The sequence below is a fragment of the Mycobacterium colombiense CECT 3035 genome (assembly GCF_002105755.1).
Classification (GTDB): domain Bacteria; phylum Actinomycetota; class Actinomycetes; order Mycobacteriales; family Mycobacteriaceae; genus Mycobacterium; species Mycobacterium colombiense.
The window spans coordinates 4,449,963-4,467,250 of sequence record NZ_CP020821.1; the positions used below are offsets into that span (position 1 = coordinate 4,449,963).

Here is a 17,288-nt window from a genome sequence, read left to right on the forward strand (position 1 = left end):
CATGAGACCGGCGCTCCGGCCCCTGTCCGCGACTGGCTAGCTACGGTTGCCGTACTCGACCCGGTTGAGCACTGACGACTGCGGATCGCCCCCGGGGAGTGGCGGCTTCGTGTCTTGCTGGACCATCAGGGTGATCCCGAAGATCGCGGCCGCGCCGAGCAACAGGCCAACCACAACGCTCGCTGCGGCGGGCGCAACGATCCGGTTCATCGAAGGCTCCTGAGTGTCGGCTTGCGGTCCTGCTTTCGACCTAGCGCCAACCTAGCAGAAGGGCGCCCGGCCAACGGGGGCGCTGCTCACCAGTGCAGACAGTGCCCATGGAAACAGCGGTCGCCGTATTCCACCTGATAGGGACCGGCCGGAAGCGCAGGGCGCTGCAGGCTCGGCACCTGCACCAGGCTGTGGTCGGCCACGGCGAGCGTGATCCCGACGGTCGTCGCCACCCCGGCGGACAACCCGACCGCGACGCTGACCGCGGCGGCCAACGCGAAACCGTTAATCGCTGGCTCCTCCCTGCCAGTCAATGGGCGCCCCGACCAGCCCCAGGCCCCTGATCAGCAACGTACCGTTGATGCCCCCTGGAGCCCGGCGCGAAACGCCCGCCGTGAAAGCATGGCCCGATGGCATTTTCGCGCACCTTGGCCGTGCTCGCAGCCGCGTCGGCGCTGGTGGCCGGCTGCGGCCACCACGACGCGCACCCACCCAGCAGGTCCACGTCGACGTCGAGCAAGCCGGCGGCCGCTCCGGCGCCGCCGGTGTGTGCCGACCCGTCGGCGGTTCCGGCGACCCTGGGCATCCGCGACAAGCTCGCGCAACTGCTGATGGTGGGCGTGAAGAACGCCGACGACGCCCGGGCCGTCGTCAACGGCTACCACGTGGGCGGCATCTTCATCGGCAGCTGGACGGACCTGTCGATCTTCAAGGGGCCGCTCGCCGACATCGCCGCCAAGGCGGGCCCGCTGCCGCTGGCGGTCAGCGTCGACGAAGAGGGCGGCCGCGTCTCGCGGCTGAAGTCGTTGATCGGGACCTCGCCGTCGCCGCGCGAGCTGGCGCAGACGCAGACCGTCCAACAGGTGCACGACCTGGCCGCCGACCGCGGCAAGAAGATGCACGACCTCGGCATCACCGTCGACTTCGCGCCCGTCGTCGACGTCAGCGACGAGCCCGACGACGCCGTGATCGGCAACCGTTCCTTCAGCGCGGATCCGGCCACGGTCACCGATTACGCCGGCGCCTACGCGCAGGGGCTGCGCGACGCCGGGCTGCTGCCGGTGCTCAAGCACTTCCCCGGCCACGGGCACGGCTCGGGCGATTCGCACACCGGGGGCGTCGTCACGCCGCCGCTGGACGCTCTGCAGAACAACGACCTGGTGCCCTACCGGACCCTGGTGACCACGCCGCCGGTCGGGGTCATGGTGGGCCACTTGCAGGTTCCCGGCCTCACCGGCGACGACCCGGCCAGCCTGAGCCCCGAGGCGGTGCAGCTGCTGCGCAACGGCGTCGGCTACAAGGGCCCGCCGTTCACCGGGCCCGTCTTCAGCGACGACCTGTCCAGCATGGCGGCCATCTCCGACCGGTACGGGGTGGCGGAGGCCGTGCTGCGCAGCCTGCGGGCGGGCGTCGACGTCGCGCTGTGGGTCACCACCGACGAGGTGCCTGCGGTCTTGGACCGGTTGCAGCAGGCGGTGGCGTCCGGCGACCTGCCGGCCAAGCAGGTCGACGATTCGCTGGTGCGGGTGGCGACCATGAAGGGTCCCAGCCCCAGCTGCGGTCACTGATGGGCGTGACATCCCACCGCATTGCTTACTCTTGAGTCAGATATACGGGCTGAGAGGCAAGCGATGGCGGGTGGTACCAAGCGGCTGCCGCGTGCCGTTCGCGAGCAGCAGATGCTCGACGCCGCCGTGCAGATGTTCTCCGTCAACGGCTACCACGAGACCTCGATGGACGCGATCGCCGCCGAGGCGCAGATCTCCAAGCCGATGCTGTACCTGTACTACGGCTCCAAGGAGGACCTGTTCGGCGCCTGCCTGAACCGCGAGATGGGCCGGTTCATCGACGTGGTGCGCGCCGACGTGGATTTCCAGCAGAGCCCCAAAGACATGCTGCGCAACACCATTGCGTCGTTCATGCGTTACATCGACGCCAACCGGGCGTCATGGATCGTGATGTACACCCAGGCCACCAGCTCGCAGGCGTTCGCCCACATGGTCCGCGAGGGACGCGAGCAGATCATCGACCTGGTGGCAGGGCTGATGCGGGCGGGCAGCCGCAACCCGCGCTCCGAGCGCGAGCACGAGATGATGGCCGTGGCCCTGGTGGGCGCCGGCGAGGCGGTCGCCAACCGGCTCAGTACCGGCGACGTCGACGTCGACGAGGCTGCCCAGCTGATGATCGACCTGTTCTGGTACGGCCTCAAGGGCTCACCGGCCGAGCGGGAGGCCGCCGCGGCCCACCCCGACGCGGGCGGCTCGGACGCCGCCGCCGACTAGGCCTACATTCGTTCAGGTGGCCCGCAGGAGCGCCCCGGCTCGGACCGCGGCACCCTCGACTTCTTCTGCGCGGTAATCGTCGTCGGGTTGCTCGCCGGAGTTGCCGGCTTGGCGACGACCTATGTGCTGCGCCTCGTCCAGCACGCCACCTACAACTACAGCTTCGGCGCGCAGCTGGCCGGGGTGGCCGCCAGCAGCCAGATACGGCGCGTGGTGGGCCCGATGATCGGCGCCGCCGTGGCGGGCCTGGGGTGGTGGCTGTTGCGGCGCCGGGCGGCGGTACCTCCACTGGCGCAGACCATCGCCGCCCGCGAACCGGTGCCGCGGCTTTCCTGGAGCATCGACGCGCTGCTGCAGGTGCTGCTCGTCGGATCGGGGGCATCGCTGGGCCGGGAAGGTGCGCCACGCCAATTCGCCGCGGCGCTCAGCGATTTGGGCACCGGATGGCTCAAGCGGCTCTCACCGCGCGATCGTGAGGTCCTGCTCGCCTGCGCGGCGGGCGCCGGGCTGGGCGCGGTGTACGCGGTGCCGCTGGCCGGCGCGTTGTTCTCGATCAGGATCCTGCTCACCACCTGGCAGCCGCGCGCGGTGGGCGCGGCGTTCCTGTCCTCCGGCCTGGCGGTCGCCGTCGGCTCGGCGATCACCCGCGATCAGCCCAACCTGCAGTGGCCGGTCGAGGAGTCGACGTACCTGCTGACCGCGCACGGATTGCTGCTGGCGCCGGTGGCTCTCGCGGTGGGGCTGGCCTTCAACTGGTTGATGACCGTGGCACGCCCGCCCCGCCAGATGCGGACTCCGCTGCTGATCCCCGCGCTCGCCGGAGCGGGATTGGTGATGGGGATCTGTTCGCACTGGTGGCCCGAGCTGCCCGGAAACGGCCGCAGCATCCTGACGGTCAGCCTGGCCAGCGGCATGACCCTGCTGTCGGCGCTGGCGATCCTGGCGCTGAAACCCCTACTGACCGCACTGTTTCTGCGCGCCGGCGGGGCCGGGGGATTGCTGACGCCCTCGCTGGCCACCGGCGCCGCCGCCGGGGCGGCGCTGGTCTTGACGATCAACTGGGCGACCGGCGCGCACCTGCACGTGCCCGCGGTGTCGCTGGCCGGCGCGGCCGGCGTGCTCGCGGTGACGCAGGGCTCACCGATCTGGGCGGCGATCTTCGTGTGGGAACTCGCCCGGCCGCCGCTGTGGCTGTTCCTGCTTTTCCTGCTGACCGCGACCAGTGCGTACGGCCTGAAACTGCTTGCGCAGGGCCGCAGTTCGACGCAGGCGGGCTAGTGGCGGGCCGCCGGGGGCGCTAGAGCGCCCGGACCGTGCCGGTCAGGTGCGGGTAGCCCTTGGCGATGTTGCGCAGCGAGATGTCCCAGCCGCCGTCGTGCTCGTCGATGTAGAGCCCCGTCGTCGCGGGCAGCACCACCGGCTTGCCGAAGCGTACCGAATACCGGACCGCATCGGGAATCTGCGCCTCGATGTTGGCCAATACGGCTGCCGCGCTGAACATTCCGTGCGCGATCACCGTCGGGAACCCGAACAGCTTGGCCGCGACGGAGTTGGTGTGGATTGGGTTGTGGTCGCCCCCGACGTCGGCGTAGCGCCGGATCAGCCCCGGGCTGATGCGCAGCACGGTGGACGGCGGCGGCAGCTTGGGCTGCTTCTGCGGGGGCGGCTTGGGCTCGTCGGACAGGCTGGTCCGCTGCTGATGCAGGAAGGTCGTCACCTGATGCCAGGCGGTGTCGTTGCCCACGCTGACGTCGGTCACCAGATCGACCAGCAGCCCCTTGCGGTGCTCGCGCAGGTTCTCGGCGTGCACGCGCACGCCGACGGTGTCGGTGACCGCGATCGGGCGGTACTGCGTGATGTGGTTTTCGGTGTGCACCGATCCCATTGCGGCGAAAGGGAAGTCGAAACCGGTCACCAGCGACATCAACGCCGGAAAGGTCAGCGCGAACGGGTACGTCAGCGGCACGTGATTGCCGTAGCGCAGGCCGGTGACCCCCGCGTACTCGGCCACGTTCGCCCGGTCGATCGGCAGTTCCTCGATGGTCACCGAGCGGGTGGGCAGGTCGCTCCCGCGGGACACCACGGGCAGGGCCCCGGCCGCCGCGCGCAGCATGTTCTTCAGGCCGCTTGGCTGATTCATGACGTTCTCCTATGCGCCCAGCATGGCCTGGCCGCAGACACGAATGACGTTGCCCGTCACCGCATTCGAAGCCGGGCTGGCGAAGTAGGCGATGGTTTCCGCGACGTCGACGGGCTGCCCGCCCTGCAGCAGCGAGTTCATCCGGCGTCCGACCTCGCGGGTGGCCAGCGGGATGGCGGCCGTCATCTGGGTCTCGATGAATCCCGGCGCGACGGCGTTGATCGTGATGCCCTTGCCGTACAGCTCCGGGGCCAGCGACTGGGTGAGGCCGATCATGCCGGCCTTGGTCGTCGCGTAGTTGGTCTGGCCGCGGTTGCCTGCGATGCCGGCCATCGACGACAGGCCGATCACCCTGCCGCCCTCGCCGATGGTGCCGTTGGACACCAGCCCTTCGGTAAGGCGCAGCGGCGCAAGCAGATTGACGGCCAGGACGGCATCCCAGCGGGCGTCGTCCATGTTCGCCAACAGCTTGTCGCGGGTGATGCCGGCGTTGTTGACCAGCACGTCGGCGTGGCCGCCGTGGTGTTCGCGCAGATGCTCGGTGATCTTGTCGACGGCGTCGGGGGCGGTGACGTCGAGCCACAGCGCGGTGCCGCCGACCCGGCTGGCCGTCTCGGCGAGCGCCTCGGCGGCCGACTCCACGTCGATCGCGACCACGCGCGCGCCGTCGCGGGCGAACACCTCGGCGATCGTCGCACCGATACCGCGGGCCGCGCCCGTGACGATGGCGACCTTGCCGTCCAGCGGGCGGTCCCAGTCGGCCGGGGGAGTGGAGTCCGCGTCGCCGACGTAGAAGACCTGGCCGTCGACGTAGGCGGACTTGGCCGACAGGATGAACCGCATCGTCGATTCCAGGCCCGTCGCGGCGGGTTTGGCGTCCGGGGACAGATAGACCAGCGCCACCGTGGCGCCGTTGCGCAGCTCCTTGCCCAGCGAGCGGGTGAAGCCCTCGAGCGCCCGCTGCGCGATCCGCTCGTGCGGGGTGGCGGCGGCGTCGGGAGTGGTGCCGACCACGGCCACGCGCGCGGAATGGCCCAGATTGCGCAGCAGGGGAGTGAAGAACTCGTACAGAGCCTTCAGCCCCTCGGGCGTGGTGATGCCGGTGGCATCGAACACCAGGCCGCCGAATTTGTCGGCCCACCGACCGCCCAGGTTGTTACCCACCAGGTCGTAGTCGGCGTCCAGCGCCGCGCGCAGCGGTTCGACGACCCTGCCCTCCCCGCCGATCAGCAGGGCCCCGGCCAGCGGCGGATCACCGGCTCGGTAGCGACGCAGCGTCTCGGGTTGGGGAACGCCGAGCTGCTTGGCGAGAAATGATCCAGGACCGGAATTGACGATCTGAGAGAACAGATCGGACGAAGCCTTGGGAGCCACCGGAGCTACCTTCCATGTTCTTTCGAAGTCGGGGTATGCCTACAGCACAACCGTATCGAGGACGAACTTACTGCAGAGTAAGAACAGTGAGTAGTATGGCCCCAGACGGGCGATTCCCAAACCGATAGACCGCAGAAACACGGAGAAGAATAGTGGCCCCTGCAAGCTCTGACGCAAGCAAACAGCGCAGTTCCGAGCGGCGGCGCGTGGCCGTCCTGGGCGGCAACCGCATCCCGTTCGCCCGGTCGGACGGGGCTTACGCGGAGGCGTCCAACCAGGACATGTTCACCGCGGCCCTGGGCGGGCTGGTGGATCGCTTCGGCTTGGCCGGCGAACGGCTGGGCGTGGTGGTCGGCGGCGCCGTGCTCAAGCACAGCCGGGACTTCAACCTCACCCGCGAATGCGTGCTCGGGTCCCAGCTGTCCTCCTACACGCCCGCATTCGACCTGCAGCAGGCCTGCGGAACCGGGCTGCAGGCGGCCGTCGCCGCCGCCGAGGGCATCGCGGCCGGGCGCTACGAGGTGGCCGCCGCAGGCGGCGTGGACACCACCTCCGACGCTCCCATCGGCCTGGGCGACAACCTGCGCCGCACCCTGCTCAAGCTGCGCCGGGCCAAGTCCAACGTGCAGCGGCTGAAGCTGGTCGGCACGCTGCCCGCGACCCTGGGCGTCGAGATCCCGGTCAACAGCGAACCCCGCACCGGGCTGTCGATGGGGGAGCACCAGGCGCTCACCGCCAAGAAGATGGGCATCTCCCGGGTGACCCAGGACGAGCTGGCCGCGGCCAGCCACCGCAACATGGCCGCCGCGTACGACCGCGGCTTCTTCGACGACCTGGTCACGCCGTTCTTGGGGCTGTACCGCGACGACAACCTGCGGGCGGACTCGTCGGCGGAGAAGCTGGCGAAGCTGCGTCCGGTGTTCGGCGTGAAGGCCGGCGACGCGACGATGACGGCCGGCAACTCGACTCCGCTGACCGACGGGGCGTCGGTGGCCCTGCTGGCCACCGACGAGTGGGCGGCCGCTCATTCGCTGACCCCGCTGGCCTACCTGGTCGATTCGGAGACCGCGGCGGTCGACTACGTCAACGGGCGCGACGGCCTGCTGATGGCCCCGACTTACGCGGTGCCGCGGCTGCTCGCCCGCAACGGCCTGAGCCTGCAGGACTTCGACTTCTACGAGATCCACGAGGCCTTCGCGTCGGTGGTCCTGTGCCACCTGCAGGCCTGGGAGTCCGAGGAGTACTGCAAGGAGCGGCTCGGCCTGGACGCCGCGCTGGGCTCGATCGACCGGGCCAAGCTCAACGTCAACGGGTCCTCGCTGGCCGCCGGCCACCCGTTCGCCGCCACCGGCGGGCGGATCCTGGCGCAGGCCGCCAAGCAGCTCGCGCAGCGCAAGGCCGAACAGAAGGGCGGCGGCACCGTGCGCGCCCTGGTCTCGATCTGTGCGGCCGGCGGTCAGGGTGTCGCCGCCATCCTGGAGGCGTGACGGGTCGTCCGCACGTCGCCGCCGGTGACTCGGCCCGCTTCATGAGTTGGGTCACATCCGGTTAGCCAGCTGGGGGTGCGGGTATCCGACCCACCGGATGGCCCCGTGTTGTGGTCTGACCCCCCGACCCCGACGGCAATACGGGGCATCCCCCGAATGCGAGCGCTGGTCCGTTTCGGCGGACCGGTGTACGAAAAGGGCCGCCGCTGGAGTGAGGGGATCCAGCGGCGGCCTTTTTGACTGTCGACCTGCTTTTCTGCGTTCCGTGAAGCGACAAATCCCCCGCTTCGCGGGCGAAGCGGGGGATTTGCGCCTGTCGCTCGCGTCGGCCTAGAAGGCGGCCTCGTCGAGCTCCATGATGTCGTTGTCCAGCGTGTCGATGACCTCACGAGTGCTGGTCAGCAGAGGCAGGAAGTTCTTCGCGAAGAACGACGCCACCGCGATCTTGCCCTCGTAGAAGGACCGCTCCTCGCCGCTGGCGCCGGCGTCCAGCGCCGCCACGGCGACCGCGGCCTGACGCTGCAACAGCCAGCCGATGACCAGGTCACCGACGCTCATCAGGAAGCGCACCGAACCCAGACCCACCTTGTACAGGCTGGTCACGTCCTCCTGCGCCGCCATCAGGTAGCCGGTCAGCGTCGCCGCCATCGCCTGCACGTCGCTCAGCGCCTTGGCCAGCAGCTCCCGCTCGGTCTTCAGGCGGCCGTTGCCGGACTCGCTGTCGACGAACTTCTGGATCTGCTCGGACACGTGAGCCAGCGCCACACCCTTGTCGCGGACGATCTTGCGGAAGAAGAAGTCCTGCGCCTGGATGGCGGTGGTGCCCTCGTAGAGCGAGTCGATCTTGGCGTCGCGGATGTACTGCTCGATCGGGTAGTCCTGCAGGAAGCCGGACCCACCGAAGGTCTGCAGGCTCTCGGTGAGCTTGGCGTACGCCTGCTCCGAACCCACACCCTTGACGACCGGCAGCATCAGGTCGTTGACCTTGACCGCCAGCTCGGCGTCCACACCGTGCAGCGCCTCGGCGACGGCCGAGTCCTGGTAGGTCGACGTGAACAGGTACAGCGCGCGCAGACCCTCGGCGTAAGCCTTCTGGGTCATCAGCGACCGGCGCACGTCCGGGTGGTGCGTGATGGTCACCCGCGGCGCGGTCTTGTCGGTCATCTGGGTCATGTCGGCGCCCTGCACGCGGGACTTCGCGTACTCCAGCGCGTTCAGGTAACCCGTCGACAGGGTCGCGATGGCCTTGGTGCCCACCATCATGCGGGCCTGCTCGATGACCTCGAACATCTGCGCGATGCCGTTGTGCACCTCGCCGACCAGCCAGCCCTTGGCGGGGACGTCGTGCTGGCCGAAGCTCAGCTCGCACGTCGCCGATACCTTCAGGCCCATCTTGTGCTCGACGTTGGTGACGAAGACGCCGTTGCGCTCGCCCAGCTCACCGGTCTCGAAGTCGAACAGGAACTTGGGCACGAAGAACAGCGACAGGCCCTTGGTGCCCGGTCCGGCGCCCTCGGGGCGTGCCAGCACCAGGTGGAAGATGTTCTCGAACAGGTCGTCGGAGTCGGCGGAGGTGATGAACCGCTTCACACCGTCGATGTGCCAGGAACCGTCCTCCTGCTGGACCGCCTTGGTGCGCCCGGCGCCCACGTCGGAGCCGGCGTCCGGCTCGGTGAGCACCATGGTCGAACCCCAGCCGCGCTCGGCGGCCAGCACGGCCCATTTCTTCTGCTCTTCGGTACCGAGGTGGTACAGGATGTTGGCGAAGCCCGCGCCACCGGCGTACATCCACACGGCCGGGTTGGCACCCAGGATGTGCTCGTGCAGCGCCCACAGCAGCGACTTGGGCATCGCGACGCCGCCGAGGGCCTCGTCGATGCCGACCTTGTCCCATCCGGCCTCGATGACGGCGTGGACCGACTTCTTGAATGATTCGGGCAGCGTCACCGAGTGCGTCTTCGGGTCGAAGACCGGCGGGTTGCGGTCGCCCTCGACGAACGAGTCGGCGATCGGCCCTTCGGCGAGCCGGCTCATCTCGTTCAACATTTCGCGGGCCGTGTCGACGTCCAGATCGCTGTATTCGCCTTGGCCCAATGCCTTGTCAACGCCCAGAACCTCGAACAGGTTGAATGCCTGGTCGCGGACGTTGCTCTTGTAGTGGCTCACTACGGTCCTCCTCGTTGAGAATGCCACTTGTGGTTGGGTACTAGGTCTAAGTTACCCACCAGTAACAAGACCTAAAATATCGCTCGCGTCAGTGGTATGCAAGTCAATGTGAGCTAGATTTCATTGCCTAATTAACCAACCGGTTGGGAAGCTGCTGGTCATGCCGTCGGAATCCGATCTACCTGCGGCGATGGCGGGCGCATGACCGGTGTGCGTGGCGTCACTGCGCCTATGGAGCTGCCGACCGTGGACCTGCGGGCCGAGCCGGGCCCCCTGCGCGACGGTCTGCGCGAGGCCGGCCACCAGGTCGGCTTCTTCTACCTGACCGGTCACGGCGTGCCGCCGGACCTGGTGACGCGCGTCCTGGACGCGGCGCGCCGGCTCTTCGCGCTCCCGCAATCTGAGAAGGACGACGTCGCGATGGTGCGCAGCCCGCATTTCCGCGGGTACACCCGGCTGGGCGGCGAGCTGACCCGCGGGCAGGTGGATTGGCGCGAGCAGATCGACGTCGGGCCGCAGCGCCCGCCGATCGGCGGCCTGGACAAGACCGACTACCGGTGGCTGCAGGGCCCCAACCAGTGGCCGGCCGCCCTTCCCGACCTGCCCGGGATCGTCGAGGAATGGGATGCCGCGCTGTCCGCGGTGGCCCGCACCCTGCTGCGGCACTGGGCGGCCGCGCTGGGCAGCCCGTCCGACGTGTTCGATGCGGCCTTCGCCGAGGCGCCGGCCACGCTGATCAAGATCATCCGCTATCCGGGCAGCGCCGCCAGTGCCCAGGGCGTGGGCGCGCACCGCGACTCCGGCGTGCTCACCCTGCTGCTGGCCGAGCCGGGCAGCACGGGTCTGCAGGTGCGGCCGGCCGGAAATCCGGCGGACGCTTGGATCGATGTGCCCCCGCACGAGGGGGCGTTCATCGTCAACATCGGTGAACTCCTGGAGGTGGCCACGCGCGGCTACCTGCGGGCCACCGAGCACCGGGTCAACCTGGCGGGGCCGGCGCGCGAGCGCATCTCGGTGCCGTTCTTCTTCAACCCGCGCCTGGACGCGCGGATACCGGTGCTGTCGCTGCCCGACGAGCTCGAGGCGCGCGCGCAGCGCGTGGATGACCCATCGGATCCGATCTTCGCGGTCTACGGGCGCAACGCCTGGAAGAGCAGACTGCGGGCCCATCCGGATGTGGCCGCGGCGCACGGATATTCGGCAGAGCGCTGAGAAAACGGGTGAGGCTGGCCGTGCCGGGGTGACCGGCGCCGGGTAGGGTCGTTTCCGACAAATCCCGTCTCCGGCACTAGGGGCGAACAAGACCGGTGAACTCGAACAACAAGCTGACAGCGTCGTCACTTCGTGAGGCCTTCGGTCATTTCCCGTCCGGCGTGGTGGCCATCGCCGCCGAGGTGAACGGAACCCGGGAAGGCCTGGCGGCCAGCACCTTCGTCCCCGTCTCGCTGGACCCGCCGCTGGTGTCGTTCTGCGTGCAGAACACCTCGACCACGTGGCCCAAGCTCAAGGATCGCCCGATGCTGGGCATCAGCGTGCTGGGCGAGGAGCACGACGAGGCCGCGCGCACGCTGGCAGCCAAGACCGGCGACAGGTTCGCGGGTTTGGAGACGGTGTCCCGCTCGACGGGCGCGGTGTTCATCAAGGGCACCGGCCTGTGGCTGGAGAGCGCGATCGAACAGCTCATCCCGGCCGGTGATCACACCATCGTGGTGCTGCGGGTCAACGAGGTCACGGTGGACGCCGAGGTGGCGCCCATCGTGTTCCACCGGAGCGTTTTTCGCCGGCTCGGCGCGTAGTCGCCTCGGCCGGCGGCCGGCCGGCTAGGGGCGGTGGCTCAGCTCGTCGCGAAAGCCCTGGATGCGGCTCTCGAGTTCGGCGGCGTCGCTGTACCGGCCTTCCTTGTTCGCGAGCTGGGCGCGGACCGACAATTGACGAATCGCGGTGCGAATGTTGTTGATGCTGGCGGTTTCTCGCCTGGGTTCCATGGACTGCCTTTCCGGTCGTGGCTAGCTGGCCGCACGCGGCGGCCCGACAGGATGCAGTGGGGTTACCCGGGTCTCGCCACGGCCTAACGTGCCGTGACGGGATCGGTCCGGATCAGCGCGGCGTAAATCTCAGCGACGGAACAGCTTGTTGCCGAGCCACACCACCGGGTCGTACTTGCGGTCGGCGACCCGCTCTTTCATCGGGATCAGCGCGTTGTCGGTGATCTTGATGTTCTCCGGGCAGACCTCGGTGCAGCACTTGGTGATGTTGCAGTAGCCCAGGCCGTGCTCGTCCTGAGCGTCGTTGCGCCGGTCGCGGGTGTCCAGCGGGTGCATCTCCAGCTCGGCGATCCGCATCAGGAAGCGGGGCCCCGCGAACGCCTTCTTGTTCTCCTCGTGGTCGCGGACCACGTGGCACACGTTCTGGCACAGGAAGCACTCGATGCACTTGCGGAACTCCTGGGAACGCTGCACATCCTCCTGCGCCATCCGGTACTCGCCGGGCTGCAGGTCCTTGGGCGGCGCGAAAGACGGGATTTCGCGGGCCTTTTCGTAGTTGAACGAGACGTCGGTGACCAGGTCGCGGATCACCGGGAACGTCCGCAGCGGCGTGACGGTGACGACCTCGTCCTCGGCGAAGGTGGACATCCGGGTCATGCAGAGCAGCCGCGGCTTGCCGTTGATCTCCGCCGAGCAGGAGCCACACTTGCCCGCCTTGCAGTTCCACCGGACGGCCAGGTCGGGCGTCTGGGTCTGCTGCAGGCGATGGATGATGTCGAGGACGACCTCGCCCTCGTTGACCTCGACGGTGAAGTCCTGCAGACCGCCGTCGGCGTCGTCGCCGCGCCACACCCGCATCGTCGCGTTGTAGGTCATTTGCCACTCCGTCCTGGGTGCCCGGCGAGTTCTTCGTCGGTGTAGTACTTCTCCAGCTCACCGATTTCAAACAGCTCCAGCAGATCGGGCCGCATCGGCGTCTGCTCCTTCTTCGTGATGGTGATGTCGGGAATCACCTCGTCGCCGCCGGCCGCCTCGCAGACCAGCAGCACCTTGCGCCACGACGAGTCCATCGCCGGGTGGTCGTCGCGGGTGTGCCCGCCGCGGCTCTCGGTGCGCTGCAGCGCGGCCTTGGCCACGCACTCGCTGACCAGCAGCATGTTGCGCAGGTCGATGGCCAGGTTCCAGCCCGGGTTGTACCGGCGCTGCCCCTCGACGTGGAGGTTCTTGAACCGCTCCCGCAGCTTGTCCAGCCGCGCCAGCGCCTCCGCGACCTCGTCGGCGTTGCGGATGATGCCGACCAGGTCGTTCATCGACTGCTGCAGTTCCAGCTGCAGGGTGTACGGGTTCTCCGGGGTGCCGCTGGCCGGCGCCTCGAAGGGGGACAACGCCCGCTTCGCCGCCGCGTCGAGGGCGCCTTCGGCGACCGTCGGGCGGCTGCTGAGGGCCCGCACGTAGTCGGCCGCGCCCAGCCCGGCCCGCCGGCCGAACACCAGCAGGTCCGACAGCGAGTTGCCGCCGAGCCGGTTCGAGCCGTGCATACCGCCGGAGCATTCGCCGGCGGCGAAGAGCCCGGGCACGGTGGCCGCGCCGGTGTCGGCGTCCACCTCGACGCCGCCCATCACGTAGTGGCAGGTGGGCCCGACTTCCATCGGCTCCTTGGTGATGTCGACCCCGGCCAGTTCCTTGAACTGGTGGTACATCGACGGCAGGCGGCGGTTGATCTCCGCCGGCGTCAGCCGCGAGGCGATGTCCAGGAAGACGCCACCGTGTGGGCTGCCGCGGCCGGCCTTGACCTCCGAGTTGATCGCGCGCGCGACCTCGTCGCGCGGCAGCAGGTCCGGAGTGCGGCGGGCCGAGTCGTTGTCCTTGAGCCACTGGTCGGCTTCTTGTTCGGACTCGGCGTATTGCCCCTTGAACACCGACGGGATGTAGTCGAACATGAACCGCTTGCCGTCGGAGTTCTTCAGCACCCCGCCGTCGCCGCGGACACCCTCGGTGACCAGGATCCCCTTTACGCTCGGCGGCCAGACCATGCCTGTCGGGTGGAACTGGACGAACTCCATGTTGATCAGCGACGCGCCCGCCCGCAGGGCCAGGGCGTGGCCGTCGCCGGTGTACTCCCAGGAGTTCGAGGTGACCTTGAACGACTTGCCGATGCCGCCGGTGGCCAGCACCACCGCGGGCGCCTCGAACAGGATGAAGTTTCCGCTTTCGCGGATGTAGCCGAACGCCCCGGCGATCGCGTCGCCGTCCTTGATCAGCTCGGTGATCGTGGTCTCGGCGAACACCCGGATCCGGGCCTCGTAGTCGCCGAGCTCGGCGTGATCCTCCTGCTGCAGCGAGACGATCTTCTGCTGCATGGTGCGGATCAGCTCCAGCCCGGTGCGGTCACCGACGTGGGCCAGCCGCGGGTAGGTGTGCCCACCGAAGTTGCGCTGGCTGATCTTGCCGTCCTTGAGGCGATCGAACAGCGCGCCATAGGTTTCCAGCTCCCAGACGCGGTCCGGAGCCTCCTTGGCGTGCAGTTCGGCCATCCGCCAGTTGTTGAGGAATTTCCCGCCGCGCATCGTGTCGCCGAAGTGGGTCTTCCAGTTGTCCTTCGGGTTGGTGTTGCCCATCGACGCCGCGCAGCCACCCTCGGCCATGACCGTGTGGGCCTTGCCGAACAGGGACTTACACACCACCGCGACCCGCAGACCCCGTTCGCGCGCTTCGATCACCGCACGCAGTCCGGCGCCGCCGGCGCCGATCACGACCACGTCGTACGTGTGCCGCTCGATTTCAACCATGAAACCCTCGCTAGCTAAATTCTGATTATTTCGAGATGGCTTGTCAGCCAACAAATCTCAGGTCAGGAATGGTGCCAGAGGCGACCAGTGCGATGTAGAAGTCGGTGAGCATCAGGGTGCCCAGCGTGATCCACGCGTACTGCTTGTGCCGGGTGTTGATTTTGCTGACCTGGGTCCAGATCCAGTACCGCACAGGGTGCTTGGAGAAGTGCTTGAGCCGCCCGCCGGTGATGTGCCGGCACGAGTGGCAGGACAGCGTGTAGACCCACAGCATGATGACGTTGCCGACCATGATCACGTTGCCCAGGCCAAACCCGAATCCGCCGGGCCCGCTGTCGGAGTGGAACGCGACGATGGCGTCGTAGGTGTTGATCACCGAGATGATGCCGGCGATGTAGAAGAAGTAGCGGTGTGAGTTCTGAATGATCAGCGGCAGTTTGGTCTCGCCGCTGTAGTGCACGCGGGGCTCGGCCACCGCGCAGGCGGTGGGCGACTGCCACACCGTACGGTAGTAGGCGCCGCGGTAGTAGTAGCAGGTCAGCCGGAACAGCAGCAGGAACGGCAGTGTCAGCGCCGCGAACGGCAGCCACCAGACGTTCGGCAGGATTTGCGGCCAGAAGTCGCTGGCGCCGCCGCAAGCGTTGCTGAGACACGGTGAGTAGAACGGCGTCAGGTAGTGGTATTGCGCGACGAAGAAGTCACCCCGCTGGAACGCCCGGGCCGTCGCATAAATAATGAATGCGGCGAAGCCGAGATCGATTCGCAGCGGCGACATCCACCACCGGTCGGTGCGAAGGGTGCGTTGCTGGATACGGGCGCGCGTGGGTGAAAAGACACCGGACGCAGGACGGTTCGCCGTAGGTGCGCTCATTTAGTGTGTTCCTCTTCGAACGGGCTGTAGGTCGAAGGGTACACAGAACCAAGCCCCCCTTTTCTGGGGGGCTTAGGTTGTTCAGGACCTGTTCTGACCGCCGACACCCTCGTCGTCGACGTCGCGCCAGAATTCGCTGTCGTACTGGGTGTCTGGAATGACGATCTTCTCGCCGGACTGCTGCACGGTGGCGCCGGCCAGGTCCAATTCGGACACATCGGTGTCGAGCAGGTCGACGTCGGACATGATCCGGTCGGCGTCGATGACGATGCGCCGCATGGCCGGGCTGTCACCGTAGCGGGACCGCAGCGAGCTCACGCAGCGCCGCAGCCCGCCGATGAGGTCGTGCAGCTCGGCGAATTCGGTCGTGCCAGTCGCGCTCGTCGTGCGAGTCAATGGATCTCCTCGGCAGTGTTTCGGATCACAGTACGCCCTCGATACTATCCACGGCACACGCCGGACGTCAGTCCGCCCGAGCCCGGATGCCGAGGGAGCAAACACGTATGACGGGACCCACCACGCCTGCCGAGCGCGCCGCCACGCTGCTGGAACTGCACCGGCCGGGCAACCCTGTCATCCTGCCGACCGTGTGGGATGCCTGGTCGGCGCGGCTGGCCACCGGCGCCGGATTCGCCGCCCTCACGGTGGGCAGTCACCCGATGGCGGACTCGATCGGCAAACCCGACAACGAGGGCATGTCGTTCGACGACGTCCTCGCCCGGGTCGGGCAGATCACCGCCGCGGTCGACGTCCCGGTGTCGGTGGACATCGAATCCGGCTACGGGCAGCCGGCGGGCCGGCTGATCGAGGGCCTGCTGAGCGTCGGGGCCGTCGGGCTGAACATCGAGGACACCGTGCACTCGGAGGGCAAGCGATTGCGGACCGCCGACGAACACGCGGAGTTGGTGGGCGAGCTGCGGTCGGCCGCCGACGCGGCGGGGGTGCATGTCGTGATCAACGCCCGGACCGATCTGTTCCTGCGCCAGGACGGCGAGGCGTCCGACCGGGTCGACCGCGCGGTGGCTCGCCTGAATCAAGCGGCGGCCGCGGGCGCCGACGTGCTGTATCCGGTGGGTCGTCACGACCCCGACACGTTGCGGCGCTTGACCGCCGAGCTGGAGCTGCCCGTCAACGCGATCGCGCTGCCCGACCAGGACGACCCGGCGTCCTTCGGCCCGCTGGGCGTGGCGCGGATCAGCTTCGGGCCGTTCCTGCAGGCGGCGCTGACGGCCCGGGCCAAGGAGCTGCTGGCCCGCTGGGGCTGATGCGCCGAATCCGGCGAAGCCGTTGCGGCTCCGCCGGATTCAACTGCCTACCTCCGAACTGGCCGGAGGTTATTTGGTGATCTCGATGCGCTGCGCCTGGCTGCCGGCTGGATCTTTCAAGGCACCGGCGACCCGCACCGTCAGCACGCCGGCGTCGTAGGTCGCAGTGATGGCGTCGCCGGTGACGTGGGTGGGCAGCTGGAACGACCGGCGGAACGATCCGTACCGGATCTCCCGCAGCGTGCGGCCTTCCTTCTCTTGGGCGCGCTGATCGCGGTGCTCGCCGTGGATGACCAAGCGCCCGCGGTCGACCTCCACGTTGACGTCCTGGTCGACGTCAACGCCCGGGAGCTCGACACGTACGATCGCGTCGTCGCCGTCCTTGACGATCTCGGCGGCGGGCTTGAAACCGCTGGTCGCCGGGGTGTTCCAGTCCGCCGCGGCGGCGGGGCCGAAAAAGTCGCGCAACCACCGGTCGGTGTCCCAGGCCGGTCGCGACCACAGTGCGAGGTTACTCATGGCGCTTCCCTTCTAATTCCTTGAGCTTGATTGTGAGATTCCTGTGACCGGCGCCCGTGCGACCGGCTACTAGTAGAAACATGAGTCGACCACGCTAAAGTTCCACCTCGTCGTTCGCCGGCAGCGAACGACCACTCACAGGCCTTCCTGTGAGTTGTGAGATCCTCGTCATAGGACCGTCACATTGCGCGAAAAGAACG

The 17,288-nt window shown here is 68.2% G+C and carries 18 protein-coding genes; 7 read left to right on the forward strand and 11 right to left on the reverse strand.

The window, feature by feature from the left end; genetic code table 11:
• Positions 1–36: 36 nt before the first annotated feature.
• Together B9D87_RS20865 and B9D87_RS20870 are read right to left on the reverse strand one after the other, a co-directional pair.
• Positions 37–210 carry a DUF2613 domain-containing protein gene (locus B9D87_RS20865; protein WP_007769006.1) on the reverse strand — a complete coding sequence of 58 codons (174 nt, stop codon included), beginning with the start codon at positions 208–210 and terminating at the stop codon, positions 37–39.
• Between the two features lie 86 nt (positions 211–296).
• Positions 297–500: a DUF2613 family protein gene (locus tag B9D87_RS20870; RefSeq protein ID WP_040629580.1), complete on the reverse strand. Its 204-nt coding sequence runs from the start codon at positions 498–500 to the stop codon at positions 297–299.
• 120 nt (positions 501–620) lie between these two features.
• On the opposite strand from B9D87_RS20870, the gene B9D87_RS20875 reads away from it, so the two are divergent.
• The 3 genes from B9D87_RS20875 (at position 621) to B9D87_RS20885 (ending at position 3,770) form a co-directional block, all read left to right on the forward strand.
• Positions 621–1,778, forward strand: coding sequence for a glycoside hydrolase family 3 N-terminal domain-containing protein (locus B9D87_RS20875; RefSeq protein ID WP_007768997.1), 1,158 nt, complete (start codon positions 621–623; stop codon positions 1,776–1,778).
• 63 nt (positions 1,779–1,841) lie between these two features.
• The gene (locus tag B9D87_RS20880; protein WP_007768995.1) at positions 1,842–2,492 is read left to right on the forward strand and encodes a TetR/AcrR family transcriptional regulator; all 651 of its coding nucleotides are present in this window, start codon (positions 1,842–1,844) and stop codon (positions 2,490–2,492) included.
• A gap of 6 nt (positions 2,493–2,498) precedes the next feature.
• Positions 2,499–3,770, forward strand: coding sequence for a chloride channel protein (locus B9D87_RS20885; protein WP_085382824.1), 1,272 nt, complete (start codon positions 2,499–2,501; stop codon positions 3,768–3,770).
• 19 nt (positions 3,771–3,789) lie between these two features.
• Here B9D87_RS20885 and B9D87_RS20890 read toward each other — a convergent pair whose 3' ends face one another.
• Both B9D87_RS20890 and B9D87_RS20895 read right to left on the reverse strand, forming a co-directional pair.
• Positions 3,790–4,632, reverse strand: coding sequence for a MaoC/PaaZ C-terminal domain-containing protein (locus B9D87_RS20890; protein ID WP_007768990.1), 843 nt, complete (start codon positions 4,630–4,632; stop codon positions 3,790–3,792).
• A 9-nt stretch (positions 4,633–4,641) separates the two neighbouring features.
• Positions 4,642–6,006: a 3-oxoacyl-ACP reductase gene (locus B9D87_RS20895; protein ID WP_007768988.1), complete on the reverse strand. Its 1,365-nt coding sequence runs from the start codon at positions 6,004–6,006 to the stop codon at positions 4,642–4,644.
• A 152-nt stretch (positions 6,007–6,158) separates the two neighbouring features.
• Between B9D87_RS20895 and B9D87_RS20900 the strand changes: the two genes are divergently transcribed.
• A complete protein-coding gene (locus tag B9D87_RS20900) occupies positions 6,159–7,493 on the forward strand; it encodes an acetyl-CoA C-acetyltransferase (protein WP_040629422.1) in 1,335 nt (444 codons plus the stop codon).
• Positions 7,494–7,823: 330 nt separating this feature from the next.
• On the opposite strand, the gene B9D87_RS20905 is transcribed toward B9D87_RS20900, so the two are convergent.
• On the reverse strand, positions 7,824–9,659 hold the full coding sequence (locus B9D87_RS20905) for an acyl-CoA dehydrogenase (RefSeq protein ID WP_007768977.1): 1,836 nt from the start codon (positions 9,657–9,659) through the stop codon (positions 7,824–7,826).
• A gap of 201 nt (positions 9,660–9,860) precedes the next feature.
• On the opposite strand from B9D87_RS20905, the gene B9D87_RS20910 reads away from it, so the two are divergent.
• Together B9D87_RS20910 and B9D87_RS20915 are read left to right on the forward strand one after the other, a co-directional pair.
• Complete coding sequence (locus tag B9D87_RS20910; RefSeq protein WP_052002408.1) at positions 9,861–10,871, forward strand: isopenicillin N synthase family dioxygenase; 1,011 nt, start codon at positions 9,861–9,863, stop codon at positions 10,869–10,871.
• A gap of 95 nt (positions 10,872–10,966) precedes the next feature.
• Positions 10,967–11,455, forward strand: a complete 489-nt coding sequence (locus B9D87_RS20915; protein WP_007768974.1) for a flavin reductase family protein — start codon at positions 10,967–10,969, stop codon at positions 11,453–11,455.
• A 24-nt stretch (positions 11,456–11,479) separates the two neighbouring features.
• Here the strand turns inward: B9D87_RS20915 and B9D87_RS27110 are convergent, their stop codons facing one another.
• From B9D87_RS27110 to B9D87_RS20935, 5 genes are all read right to left on the reverse strand, one after another.
• On the reverse strand, positions 11,480–11,644 hold the full coding sequence (locus tag B9D87_RS27110) for a hypothetical protein (protein WP_007768972.1): 165 nt from the start codon (positions 11,642–11,644) through the stop codon (positions 11,480–11,482).
• 129 nt (positions 11,645–11,773) lie between these two features.
• Positions 11,774–12,520 (reverse strand): succinate dehydrogenase/fumarate reductase iron-sulfur subunit, encoded by a 747-nt coding sequence (locus B9D87_RS20920; protein WP_007768969.1) that lies wholly within the window; start codon positions 12,518–12,520, stop codon positions 11,774–11,776.
• A complete protein-coding gene (locus B9D87_RS20925) occupies positions 12,517–14,433 on the reverse strand; it encodes a fumarate reductase/succinate dehydrogenase flavoprotein subunit (protein WP_007768968.1) in 1,917 nt (638 codons plus the stop codon). Before B9D87_RS20925 ends, B9D87_RS20920 begins: the two co-directional genes overlap by 4 nt.
• A gap of 43 nt (positions 14,434–14,476) precedes the next feature.
• Positions 14,477–15,304, reverse strand: a complete 828-nt coding sequence (sdhC, locus tag B9D87_RS20930; RefSeq protein ID WP_007768966.1) for a succinate dehydrogenase subunit SdhC — start codon at positions 15,302–15,304, stop codon at positions 14,477–14,479.
• 81 nt (positions 15,305–15,385) lie between these two features.
• Positions 15,386–15,700, reverse strand: coding sequence for an Rv0250c family protein (locus B9D87_RS20935; protein ID WP_007768965.1), 315 nt, complete (start codon positions 15,698–15,700; stop codon positions 15,386–15,388).
• Between the two features lie 107 nt (positions 15,701–15,807).
• On the opposite strand from B9D87_RS20935, the gene B9D87_RS20940 reads away from it, so the two are divergent.
• The gene (locus tag B9D87_RS20940) at positions 15,808–16,569 is read left to right on the forward strand and encodes an isocitrate lyase/PEP mutase family protein (RefSeq protein ID WP_007768964.1); all 762 of its coding nucleotides are present in this window, start codon (positions 15,808–15,810) and stop codon (positions 16,567–16,569) included.
• 69 nt (positions 16,570–16,638) lie between these two features.
• Here B9D87_RS20940 and B9D87_RS20945 read toward each other — a convergent pair whose 3' ends face one another.
• Positions 16,639–17,088 carry an Hsp20/alpha crystallin family protein gene (locus B9D87_RS20945; protein ID WP_007768963.1) on the reverse strand — a complete coding sequence of 150 codons (450 nt, stop codon included), beginning with the start codon at positions 17,086–17,088 and terminating at the stop codon, positions 16,639–16,641.
• Positions 17,089–17,288: the final 200 nt, after the last annotated feature.